Here is an 11938-nt window from a genome sequence, read left to right on the forward strand (position 1 = left end):
GATCAGGATTTGCGCGGCGCCAGGTAGGCCAGCCAGCGGCGCTCGGCAAGCTTGAACAGGCGCACCAGGATGAAGGTCAGGCACAGGTAGAACAGGCCGGCGGTGATGAACGCCTCGAACGGCAGGTAGTACTGCGAGTAGACGGTCCGCGCGGCGCCGGTGATGTCCACCAGGGTGACGATGGACGCCAGGCTGGTGGTCTGCAGCATCATGATCACTTCGTTGCTGTACTGCGGCAGGGCGCGCCGCAGGGCCGACGGCAGGAGGATGCGGCGGTACATCTTCAGGCGCGACATGCCCATCGCCTTGGCCGCCTCGATCTCGCCATGGGGCGTGGCCTTCAGGCTGCCGGCGAGGATCTCGGCGGTATAGGCGCTGGTGTTGATGGCGAACGCCAGGCAGGCGCAGAAGGAGGCGTTCGACAACCAGGGCCACAGCGCGCTCTCGCGCACCGCGTCGAACTGCGCCAGGCCGTAGTAGATCAGGAACAGCTGGACCAGCATCGGCGTGCCGCGGATCACGTAGGTATAGAGCCAGGCCGGGAAGTTCACCAGCGGCTGCTTGGAGACCCGCATCAGCGCTAGCGGCACCGCCAGCAGCAGACCGATCAGCAGGGAGATCGAGAGCAGCTTGAGGGTGACCAGCAGGCCGTCGAAATAGAGCGGAAGGCTGTCCCAGATGACGGAGAAATCGAAGATCACGATAGGGCCCCTTGACTCACAGTTCCGCGGTTTTCACGCCGACCGAATAGCGGCGTTCGAGCAGGCGCAGCAACAGCAGCGACACGCTGGTCACCAGCAGGTACAGGCCGGCCACGGCGAGGTAGTAGGTGAACGGCTCGCGGGTCGCATCGGAGGCCTGCTTGGCCTTGAACATCATGTCCTGCAGGCCGACCACGGAAATCAGCGCGGTGGCCTTGACCAGCACCAGCCAGTTGTTGGTGAAGCCGGGGATCGCCAGGCGGATCATCTGCGGCACCTGGATGCGGAAGAACACCTGGCGGTGGCTCATGCCGTAGGCGTAGCCGGCCTCACCCTGCCCCTTGGGAATCGCCATGAAGGCGCCGCGGAAGGTCTCCGAGAGATAGGCGCCGAAGATGAAGCCGAGGGTGCCGACGCCGGACACGAAGGGATTCAGGTCGATGTAGTCGTCGTAGCCGAGTTGCGGGGCGACCCAGTTCAGCAGGCCCTGGCCGCCGTAGAAGATCAGCAGGATCAGCACCAGGTCGGGGATGCCGCGCACTACCGTGGCGTACAGGTCGCCGCACCAGGCCAGCCAGCGCACCGGCGACAGGCGGAAGGCCGCGCCCAGCAGGCCGAGGACGATGGCCAGGAGCATGGAAAGCAGGGCCAGCTGGAGAGTCAGCCAGGCGCCATCGACGATGGTCGCACCGTAGCCAGTGATCATCAAAACGGTACCTCTATGCAGCTAATGCAGCGCTAAAGCAGTGGCGTCCAGTCAATAAAAAAGTGGCACAAACAGCGCGAGGCGTCGCGGACGTTTGTGCCACCTCTGACGGATAGCGTCAGTTCGAACCGTAGACGTCGAAGCTGAAGTACTTGTCCTGGATCTGCTTGTACTTGCCGTTGGCGCGCAGCGCGTCGATGGCCGCGTTGAACTTGCCGGCCAGCTCGCTATCGCCCTTGCGCACGGCGATGCCGACGCCTTCGCCGAAGTACTTGGCATCGGTCAGTTGCGGACCGACGAAGGCGTAGCCCTTGCCGGCATCGGTCTTGAGGAAGCCGTCCTCGAGGTTCACCGAGTCGGCGACCACCGCGTCGAGGCGACCGGCCACCAGGTCCATGTTGGCTTCCTGCTGGGAGTTGTAGCGCACCACTTCGACGCCGGCCGGGGTCAGTTCGGCGGAGGCGTAGCGGTCGGCGGTACTGCCACGCAGCACGCCGGCCTTCTTGCCCTTCAGGTCGGCCTTGGGATCGTTGAGGCTGGCGCCTTCCTTCATCACGAAGCGCGCCGGGGTGTTGTAGTACTTGTTGGTGAAGTCGACCGAACGCTTGCGCTCGTCGGTGATGGTCATCGACGAGAGGATCGCATCGATCTTGCGCACCTTGAGTGCCGGGATCAGGCCGTCGAACTCCTGCTCGACCCACTTGCACTGCACCTTCATCTCTTCGCAGAGGGCATTGCCGATATCCACGTCGAAGCCTGCCAACTGGCCGTCCGGGGTCTTCAGCGAGAACGGCGGGTAGGCCGCCTCGATGCCGATGCGCACCGGCTTGTCGGCGGCGAAAGTGGGCAGGGAGAGCACGGACAGCGCCAGGGCGCCGAGAAGTGCGAGCTTCTTCATCTGGAACTCCTTCGAAGGGGATGGCATCGATTGGCAGGAGAAATAGAACCTTGCCCAGGCTGCCGACGGATATGCGTGATCACCGGCTCTTGCGCATGGCGCCTTCTCGTGGACAGGGCGCCAGCTGGGGTGAGCGGCATTCTAGCGACAGGCCGAAAGTGGTTATTTCTTCAATGCGACAACTAATTATAAAAGCACCGAAGAGGGCATTCGGCGATATTGACAGGCAGCGACATTTGTGCACGGAAAGCGCGAAGTGTAATCAATGAGTAAAGCAAATCTCAAGCCATAAATTGCCAATTCCTTCTCCTTCAATGGCTTGGCCGCTACGACTCGCCTCGACTGCTACCCCGTGTCGCACCTTGGCTGTGCGTGGCGTTTCCTCTCGCCCCAATTATGCGCAGGCGCGCATCACCGAAGTGTTACCGCCGCCCCATTCCCGGCGCGAGCCCATTCGAAACGCCCTCCTCCTCGGCCCGCGCCAAATGAAAGACCCCGCGCGGCTCGCACCGCGCGGGGTCGTTTCGGATCAGGCGGAAGTCAGGCGGCCTGCATCGAGCGATGGGTCTCGATCAGGTGCTGGACCACGCCCGGGTCGGCAAGGGTGGAGATGTCGCCGAGGGTGTCGTACTCGGCCGCGGCGATCTTGCGCAGGATGCGCCGCATGATCTTGCCCGAACGGGTCTTCGGCAGTCCCGGCGCCCACTGGATCACATCCGGCGTGGCGATCGGACCGATCTCGCGGCGAACCCATTGCTTCAGCTCCTGGCGCAGCGCCTCGCTCGGCTCGACCCCGGAGTTGAGGGTGACGTAGACATAGATGCCCTGCCCCTTGATGTCGTGCTGCATGCCGACCACCGCCGCCTCGGCGACCTTCGGGTGGGCGACCATCGCGCTTTCCACCTCGGCGGTGCCCATGCGGTGGCCGGAGACGTTGAGCACGTCGTCGACCCGCCCGGTGATCCAGTAGTAGCCGTCCTCGTCGCGGCGCGCGCCGTCGCCGGTGAAGTACATGCCCTTGAAGGTCTTGAAGTAGGTGTCGACGAAGCGGTCATGGTCGCCGAACAGGGTCCGCGCCTGGCCCGGCCAGGAGTCGAGGATCACCAGGTTGCCCTCGGCGGCGCCCTCGATCAGGTTGCCGAGATTGTCCACCAGTGCCGGTACCACGCCGAAGAACGGCTTGGCTGCAGAGCCCGGCTTCATCGCGTGGGCGCCCGGCAGCGGGGTCATCAGGCAGGCGCCGGTCTCGGTCTGCCACCAGGTGTCGACGATCGGGCAGCGCGACTGGCCGACGGTCTCGTAGTACCACTGCCAGGCTTCCGGGTTGATCGGCTCGCCCACCGAACCGAGCAGACGCAGGCTGGAACCGTCGGCACCGGCCACCGCCGCCTTGCCTTCGGCCATCATCGCGCGGATCGCGGTCGGCGCGGTGTAGAGGATGTTGACCTTGTGCTTGTCGATGATTTTCGCCACGCGGGTCACGTCGGGGTAGTTCGGCACGCCCTCGAACAGAATGGTGGTGGCGCCGTTGGCCAGCGGGCCATAGACGATGTAGGTGTGGCCGGTGACCCAGCCGATGTCGGCGGTGCACCAGTAGACTTCGCCCGGACGGTAGTCGAAGACCCGCTCGTGGGTCAGCGAGGCGTACACCAGGTAGCCGCCGGTGGTATGCAGCACGCCCTTCGGCTTGCCGGTGGAGCCGGAGGTGTAGAGGATGAACAGCGGGTCCTCGGCGCCCATTTCCTTGGGTGCGCAAGTGCTGCCGGCAACCTTCATCAGGTCGTCGTACCAGACGTCGCGGTGCTGGTTCCACTTGATCTCCGCACCGGTACGCTTGCAGACGATGATCTTCTGCACGCTGGAGGTTTCCGGGTTGGTCAGGGCGTCGTCGACATTGGCCTTCAGCGGAGTGCGCTTGCCGCCGCGCACGCCTTCGTCGGCGGTGATCACCACCTTCGACTTGCAATCGATGATGCGTCCTGCCAGGGCCTCGGGGGAGAAGCCGCCGAAGACCACCGAGTGGATCGCGCCGATGCGGGTGCAGGCGAGCATGGCGACCACGGCCTCGGGGATCATCGGCATGTAGATGGTCACTACGTCGCCGCGGTGCACGTCCTGCCCGCGCAGGGCGTTGGCGAACTTGCAGACCTGCTCGTGGAGCTGGCGGTAGGTGATTTCCTGGTGGTCGGCGGGATCGTCGCCTTCCCAGATGATCGCCACCTGGTCGCCGCGTTCGGCGAGGTGACGGTCGAGGCAGTTGTGCGACACGTTGAGGGTGCCGTCGGCGAACCACTTGATGTCCACGTGATGGTCGTCGAAGGAGGTCTGCTTGACCTTCTCGAACGGCTTAATCCAGTCGATCCGCTGGGCCTGCTCGCGCCAGAAGCCGTCGGGGTTGACGACGGACTGCTGGTACATCGTCTTGTAGGTGGCTTCGTCGGTGAAGGTCCGTGCCACCGCTTCCGGGTGCACGGGGTACAGGGATGCCGCAGACATGGCTTTAACCTCGGTACGTGAGTGTTGTTTTTGTTGTGCCCAGTTGTAGCGAGCGCACACCCCACGAACCATACGACCATGGTCTTACCACTGCGCGACAGCGCCGATAGTAGCTATAAGCCGCGCCGATCGTAGCCTTGCGCCAGCGGCGGAGCGCGTCCCGCGCCCCGCCGCCGCGACCTCAGCTCATGCCCAGCAGGCCCGGCAGCCACAGCGAGATCAACGGCACGTAGGTCACCAGGATCAGGAACAGCAGCAGGATCATCAGCCACGGCAGCGCCGCGCGGATGGTCGCCCCCAGCGGCATGCCGGTGACCGCCGAAGTGACGAACAGGTTGAGGCCGACCGGCGGGTGTACCAGGCCGATCTCCATGTTCACCACCATGACGATGCCCAGGTGGATCGGGTCGATGCCCAGCTTCATGGCGATGGGGAAGAAGATCGGCGCCAGGATCAGCACGATCGCCGAGGGCTCCATGAAGCTGCCGGCGACCAGCAGCACCACGTTGACCATCAGCAGGAAGCCGATCGGGGTCAGGCCTTCCTGCACCACCCATTCGGTGATCTGCTGGGGGATCTGCTCGGTGGTCAGCACGTGGGCGAAGAGCATGGCATTGGCGATGATGAACATCAGCATGATGCTCAGCCGCCCCGACTCCAGCAGCACCTTGGGACAGTCGCGCAGGCGCATGTCCTTGTACACGAACAGCGCGACGAAGGCCGAATACACCGCCGCCACCGCCGCCGCCTCGGTGGGGGTGAACAGCCCGGAATAGATGCCGCCGAGGATGATCACCAGCAACAACAGGCCCCAGCCTGCACGGCGTGCGGCGGCCAGCCACTCGCGGAAGCTGGCGCGCGGCTGCGCCGGCAGCTTCTTGACCCGCGCGACGATGTAGATCACCACCATCAGGATCACCCCGAGCAGCAGCCCCGGAACCACCCCGGCGACGAACAGCTTGCCCACCGAGGTCTCGGTGGCGGCGGCGTAGACCACCATCACGATCGATGGCGGGATGAGGATGCCCAGGGTCCCGGCATTGCAGATGATCCCCGCGCCGAAGGCGCGCGGATAGCCGGAGCGGACCATGCCGGCCACAGCGATCGAGCCGACCGCCGCCACTGTCGCCGGCGACGAACCGGACAGCGCGGCGAACAGCATGCAGGCAAGCACCGCAGCGATCGCCAGGCCGCCGCGGATATGCCCGACGCAGGCATTGGCGAAGTCGATCAGGCGCCGCGCCACGCCACCGGTGGTCATGAACGCGCCGGAGAGCAGGAAGAACGGGATCGCCAGCAGGGTGTAGGCCTCGGAGGTCTCGAACAGCTTGATCGCCAGCGAGCGCACCGAATCCGGGCTGAACAGCAGGATCGTCAGGGCGCCGGACAGCCCCAGGGAGATGGCGATGGGCACGCCGATGAACATGAACAGGAACAGCAGCAGGAACAGGATCAGCACGGTCATGGACGGTTCTCCCCGGCCTCTTCGCCGGCCAGTTTGGAGGCCTCGGCGGCCTCGTCGGCGAGGCCCAGCCCGAGCTGGCGACCGCGCAACAGGTTGACGAGGATTTCCAGGTAGCGCAGCAGCACCAGGCCGAAGCCGACCGGCACCACCACCGCGATGTAGGCCTGGAGGATGCCGAAGTGGTCGAGGTCCTCGGCGCCGATGCCGGCGACGAACAGGGTCTTCACCCAGTCGTAGCTGGCGACCATGAACAGCCCGGCGTAGCCCAGGCAGCAGAGGCAGGCGAGTATCCCGATCAGGCGCTGCAAGGGACGCGGCGCCAGGCGCACCAGGGCATCCACCCCGAGGTGGCCGGCGGTGCGTACGCCGTAGGCGATGCCGAGGAAGATCAGCCAGCCGAACAGCGCCTTGGTCAGCGCGTTGCTCCAGGACATATCCTGGGCTACCCCGAGGATCGCGTCGCCCATCGAGTACAGCGGAGCCCGCAGTGTCGGCAGGCGGTCGCCGAGGTCGTAGAACAGGGTGAAGACGTTGGTCATCAACACATAGAGGAAGGTCACCAGCGTCATCGCCGCCAGCAGGAAGGCGATAGCGCCCTCCTCGAAGCGGTTCCACACGCGCACGAGTCGATTCATCGCAGCGTTCTCCACAATGCCCCGCCCGGCCGGGCGGGGCCGGACGGGTCAATCGGGACGGTTGGAAGCTTCGGCGGCCTGGAGCAGATCGGCACCGACATTGCCGCGGAATTTCTGCCATACCGGCTGCATCGCCTGGCGCCAGTCGGCGCGCTGCTGCGGGCTCAGGGTATGGATCTCGCTGGCGCCACTGGCGAGGATGCGCTGGCGGGCGTCGCGGTTGAGGCGCTCGGCCTCGAGGTTCACCTGCACGGTGACCTCGTCCATGATCCGCTGCAGTTCTTCGCGGATGTCCGCCGGAAGGCCATTCCAGAACTTCGCGTTGGTGATCACCATGTAGTCCACCAAGCCGTGGTTGGACTCGGTGAAATACTTCTGTACCTCGTTGACCTTCTGGCTCTCGTAGTTCGACCAGGTGTTCTCGGTGCCATTCACCACGCCGGTCTGCAAGCCCTGGTAGACCTCGGCGAAGGACATCTTCCGGGAGATCGCGCGGAGCTGGCGGAACTGCTCGTTGAGCACGTCGGACGCCTGCACGCGGAATTTCAGCCCGCGCGCGTCTTCCGGCTCCAGCAACGGGCGATTGGCGGAGAGCTGCTTCATCCCGTTGTGCCAGTAGGCCAGGCCGAGGATGCCCTTGCCCTGCATGCTGGTCAGCAAGGCGCGCCCCTGCGGGCTGCGCTGGAAGCGGTCGACCGCCTGGATGTCGTCGAAGAGGAACGGCAGGTCGAAGATCTGCACCTTGCGCGTGTACTGCTCGAACTTGGCCAGGGACGGCGCCAGCATCTGCACGTCGCCCAGCAGCAGCGCCTCCATTTCCTTGCCGTCGCCGAACAGCGACGAGTTGGGATAGACGTCTACCTCGACCCGGCCGCCCAGGCGCTGTTCGACGAGTTTCTTGAACAGCAGCGCGCCCTGGCCTTTGGGCGTGTTTTCCGCGACCACGTGGGAGAACTTGATGACGATCGGCTGCGCGGCATTCGCCAGGCAGGAGCCACCGATCGCCAGGGCGCACAACAGCGCCCGTACCATCGTCTTGAACATTTCGTGACCTCAGATTGTTGTTGTGCTTTCGAGGTATCGACGAGCCTGACGCAGCCGGCGCGTTCGGAGAATTCGCCATTGCTCAAGCCCGCGTTCGCGTCTGTCGAACGCGTTCAGCCACCCTCCCCGGCCCGCTCCAGCAGGCGTCGCGCGCGTCCCAGCACCGGCGCGTCGACCATCTCGCCGTCGACCACGAAGACGCCGGCACCGGAGGCGCCGGCCTCTGCAACCCGACGCGCCCACTCCAGTTCCGCGGGACTCGGCATCAATGTCTGGTGGATCGGCTCGACCTGGCTCGGATGGATGCACAGCAACCCGCCGAAGCCCATGTCGCGAGCGAAGCGCACTGCCTCGACCAGTCCGGCACGGTTCTGGATCGCCGGATAGACGCCGTCCAGCGGCGGCGCCAGGCCTGCCAGGCGCGTTTGCAGGAGCAGTGCGTAACGGGCGTGACCGAGAATCTGTTCGGCGGCGTTGCTGCCGCTGTTGAGATCGAGGTCCAGGGCCAGGTCGAGGCTGCCGAAGGACAGCCGCTCGACCCCCGCGGCGGCGGCGATCTCGCCTAGCGCGGCAAGGCCGCGGGCACTCTCGACGATGGGCCAGACCGGCTTGCCGCTGGCCACGGCGGCGTGGCGCACCTGGGCGGCGCTCTCCACTTTCGGCAGGAGCAGGCCGATCACTCCGGCGTGGTCGCGGCACAGCGCCAGGTCGTCGGCATGCCCGGGATGCTCCGCCGCGTTGATCCGCACCAGCACCCGGGCTTCCGGCGTATCGACGAGGAAACGCCGGAGATTGGCCCGCGCCTCGACCTTCAGCCCCTCCTCCACCGCATCCTCGAGGTCGACGATGACCCGGTCGGCGCCGCTGGCAAGGGCCTTGGGGATCCGCTCCGGGCGGGTCGCCGGGACGAACAGCGCGCTGCGCACGATCTGTCGGTTCATGTCCGCCTCCTCATACCGTTCCGGTCGCGCGCAGGCGCTGGATATCGGCCGCGGTACAGCCCAGTTCGGCAAGCAGCGCGTCGCTGTCGCCGCCCAGCCCCGGCACCGCATCCATGCGCGGAACGAAGGCGCTGCTGCTGGCCGGCGGCAACAACGCCGGCAGGCGCCCGGCCGGGCTGTCGATGGAGGTCCAGCGTTGCCGCGCCTGTAACTGCGGGTGCGCCCAGACCCCGGCCATGTCGTTGACGTGGGCGTTGGCGATCTGCGCCTGTTCCAGGCGCGCCACCACCTCGGCGGCCGGCAAGGCGGCGAAGGCTTCGACGATCAGCGCACGCAGCTCCTCGCGGTTGGCCGAGCGCTTGAAGTTCGCCGAGAAGCGTTCGTCGTCGGCCAGCTCCGGGCGGCGCAGGACCTTGTCGCAGAAGGCCCGCCACTCGCGCTCGTTCTGCAGGCCGAGCATCACTGTGCCGCCGTCGCCGGCGGGGAATGGCCCATAGGGGTAGATGGTCGAGTGCGAAGCGCCGGCGCGCGGCGGCGGCGGCGCGTCCTGGTAGGCGTAGTACATCGGGTAGCCCATCCACTCCACCAGGCTCTCCAGCATCGACACGTCGATGCGGCTGCCCTCGCCGGTGCGCTCGCGCAGCAGCAGGGCCGAAAGGATGCTGCTGTAGGCGTACATGCCGGCGGCGATATCGGCGATCGAACAGCCGGCCTTGGCCATCTCGTTCGGCCCGGCGCCGCCGGTCACCGAAAGGAAGCCGCCCTCGCTCTGGATCAGCAGGTCGTAGGCCTTCTTCTTCTCGTAGGGACCGCCTTCGCCGTAGCCGGAGATATCGCAGACGATCAGTCGCGGGAAGCGCTCGCGCAACGCCTCGTAGGACAGGCCCAGGCGCGCGGCGGCGCCCGGCGCGAGGTTCTGCACCAGCACGTCGGCGCCGGCCAGCAGCTTCTCCAGCAACGGCAGCGCCTCGGCCTGCTTGAGATCGAGGCTGAGGCTCTGCTTGGAACGATTGGTCCAGACGAAGTGCGACGACAGGCCGTTGACCCGCTCGTCGTAACCGCGGGCGAAATCGCCGACGCCGGGGCGTTCGATCTTGATCACCCGCGCGCCGAGATCGGCCAGTTGGCGGGTGCAGAACGGCGCGGCGATGGCGTGCTCCAGGCTGACCACGGTGATGCCGTCGAGCGGGCGCGGTCGGTGGGATTGTGTCATGGGTCGGACTCCCTGCCCTCGTCCGTCGAAGACGAGGTGCGGCTGGTTCGGTTGATCAGATCAGCGGCGCTACGGAAGGCGCCTGGCGCAGGCCCCAGGCGCGCTGGATGAGGATTTCCGCCTCGGCGTCGGTGGCCGCGCCGGAGAACGCCAGCAGGCGGCGGAACTTATCGGCCAGTTCGTCGCGGCTGAGGGTATTGCCGGGATCGCCCTTGGGTTCGTCGATGGCGGCGGTATGGCGCCGCCCCTGGCGATCGAGTACTTCGACCCGCCCGAGCCAGCGCTGCGGATAGGCGGCATCGACATCCGGGTCCAGGCGCATCTCGACCCGCTCGCGGAACGCTGCGACCCGCGGGTCGCTCAGCGCATGCCGATGGAACTCGCCGAGGCCGGCCTTGCCGTACACGGCGATCAGGCCCAGCACGGTGCCCATGGAGAACTTCGCCTGGTGCACGGTCTGCGGCTCGACCACCCGGCCGAGCACGTCGATGGCGCCCTGGTGGACCCGCGCGGTGACCGCGGCGATCTGCGAGTGATCGAGCCCTTCGCGCTGCATCAGCGCCAGCAGCGCGTCGGCCGCGGGATGGGTATGGCGGCACGAGGCGTGGAACTTGAACGAGGTTTCCAGCAACGCCCAGCGGCTGCCGAGGCGATCCACCAGGCGCTCGGGGTCGGCGTCGCTGGACATCCCGGCGGCCATCCCCTGCTCGCCTTCGAGGATGTGTCGCGCGCCGCTCAGGCCGTCGGCGGTGAGATAGGCGGCGAGCAGCCCGTCGGCGGCGGCCTTGGCGGTATGCAACTGCTTGGAATCGGCGGCGTCGCGGAGGAACTCCCAGAGCCCGGCGGCCTGGGTTCCGGCGCTGCCGAGCAGGTCGACGAAGCGCTCGCGGTCGAAGTCCATCAGCTTGCCCACCGCCACTGCCGCGGCGAGGGTGCCGACCGTGGCAGTGGTATGGAACACCCGGTAGTGGGAACGGCCGAGGAATTCGCCGATGCGGATGCCGGCCTCGTAGCCGGCCACCGCCGCGAGGATCAGCTCGGCGCCGCTGCGGCCGAGGTCCTGGGCCGCGGCCAGGGCAGCAGGGAAGACCACCGCCGCGGGGTGCAGCACCGAGCTGTTGTGCAGGTCGTCCTGCTCCACCACGTGGGAAGCCGCGCCGTTCACCAGGGCGGCGAAATACGGCGAGCTGCGCCGCCGACTGGGCAGGATCTGCGCGCTACCGTCGGCCGGGCCCATGCGTTCGGCGTAGCGCTCGAACAATGGGATCGGATGCTGGCCCTTGCCGGCCAGCGCCGAGCCGAGCCAGTCGAGGAACAATTCTTCCATCCGCGCCAACACCGCCGGCGGCAGGTCCTGGTAGCGCAGGCCGGTGAGAAAGCCGGCGAGTTGCTGGGTGTAGTCGGTCATGACCAACGCTCTCTTGTAGTTGTCCCGAGGCACGCGGCCTACAGCGGGTTGCTCAGTTCGATCAGGTTCAGGTCGGGGTCGCGCAGGTACAGCGAGAGGATCGGCCCGCCGGCGCCGGTGCGCTGCACCGGGCCCTCGAGGATTTCCACGGCCTGCTGGCGCAGTTGCTCGGCCACCGCCTCGAGTGGCGTGGCGACGATGAAACAGAGGTCGGCGGACCCTGGCGTAGGTCGCTCGGCCTTGGGTTCGAATTCGCCCCCGGCCTGGTGCAGGTTGATCTTCTGCGCACCGAAGGCGAGGGCCTTGCGACCCGCGCCGAAGGTAACGGCGCGCATGCCCAGCACGCGGGTGTAGAAATCGATGCTGGCGTCGATGTCGCGGACGGTGAGCACCAGGTGGTCGAGACGGTCGATCTGCATGGGCGGCTCCCG

The 11938-nt window shown here is 66.6% G+C and carries 11 protein-coding genes; all 11 read right to left on the reverse strand.

Annotated features, from left to right (window positions below; all coding sequences use genetic code 11):
• Nucleotides 1-2: 2 nt before the first annotated feature.
• Nucleotides 3-701 (reverse strand): ABC transporter permease, encoded by a 699-nt coding sequence (locus ACM0M4_RS22190; RefSeq protein WP_003085936.1) that lies wholly within the window; start codon nucleotides 699-701, stop codon nucleotides 3-5.
• Nucleotides 702-717: 16 nt separating this feature from the next.
• A complete protein-coding gene (locus ACM0M4_RS22195; protein WP_003085934.1) occupies nucleotides 718-1407 on the reverse strand; it encodes an ABC transporter permease in 690 nt (229 codons plus the stop codon).
• Nucleotides 1408-1525: 118 nt separating this feature from the next.
• On the reverse strand, nucleotides 1526-2305 hold the full coding sequence (locus ACM0M4_RS22200; protein WP_003085932.1) for an ABC transporter substrate-binding protein: 780 nt from the start codon (nucleotides 2303-2305) through the stop codon (nucleotides 1526-1528).
• A gap of 540 nt (nucleotides 2306-2845) precedes the next feature.
• Nucleotides 2846-4801: an acetate--CoA ligase gene (acs, locus tag ACM0M4_RS22205; RefSeq protein WP_003110260.1), complete on the reverse strand. Its 1956-nt coding sequence runs from the start codon at nucleotides 4799-4801 to the stop codon at nucleotides 2846-2848.
• Between the two features lie 181 nt (nucleotides 4802-4982).
• Complete coding sequence (gene dctM / locus ACM0M4_RS22210) at nucleotides 4983-6266, reverse strand: C4-dicarboxylate TRAP transporter large permease protein DctM (RefSeq protein ID WP_003085927.1); 1284 nt, start codon at nucleotides 6264-6266, stop codon at nucleotides 4983-4985.
• Nucleotides 6263-6901: a TRAP transporter small permease gene (locus tag ACM0M4_RS22215; RefSeq protein WP_031672199.1), complete on the reverse strand. Its 639-nt coding sequence runs from the start codon at nucleotides 6899-6901 to the stop codon at nucleotides 6263-6265. The genes dctM and ACM0M4_RS22215 overlap by 4 nt, the downstream gene beginning before the upstream one ends.
• A gap of 48 nt (nucleotides 6902-6949) precedes the next feature.
• Nucleotides 6950-7945, reverse strand: coding sequence for a TRAP transporter substrate-binding protein (locus tag ACM0M4_RS22220; RefSeq protein WP_003114244.1), 996 nt, complete (start codon nucleotides 7943-7945; stop codon nucleotides 6950-6952).
• A 113-nt stretch (nucleotides 7946-8058) separates the two neighbouring features.
• Nucleotides 8059-8886, reverse strand: a complete 828-nt coding sequence (locus ACM0M4_RS22225) for an HpcH/HpaI aldolase/citrate lyase family protein (RefSeq protein ID WP_003085920.1) — start codon at nucleotides 8884-8886, stop codon at nucleotides 8059-8061.
• 10 nt (nucleotides 8887-8896) lie between these two features.
• Nucleotides 8897-10099: a CaiB/BaiF CoA transferase family protein gene (locus ACM0M4_RS22230; RefSeq protein WP_010793882.1), complete on the reverse strand. Its 1203-nt coding sequence runs from the start codon at nucleotides 10097-10099 to the stop codon at nucleotides 8897-8899.
• Nucleotides 10100-10154: 55 nt separating this feature from the next.
• A complete protein-coding gene (locus tag ACM0M4_RS22235; protein WP_010793881.1) occupies nucleotides 10155-11507 on the reverse strand; it encodes an MmgE/PrpD family protein in 1353 nt (450 codons plus the stop codon).
• Nucleotides 11508-11545: 38 nt separating this feature from the next.
• On the reverse strand, nucleotides 11546-11926 hold the full coding sequence (locus ACM0M4_RS22240) for a VOC family protein (protein ID WP_003085915.1): 381 nt from the start codon (nucleotides 11924-11926) through the stop codon (nucleotides 11546-11548).
• Between the last annotated feature and the right edge of the window lie 12 nt (nucleotides 11927-11938).

Source organism: Pseudomonas sp. 18-147 (assembly GCF_051048045.1).
In the GTDB taxonomy this organism is placed as follows: domain Bacteria; phylum Pseudomonadota; class Gammaproteobacteria; order Pseudomonadales; family Pseudomonadaceae; genus Pseudomonas; species Pseudomonas aeruginosa.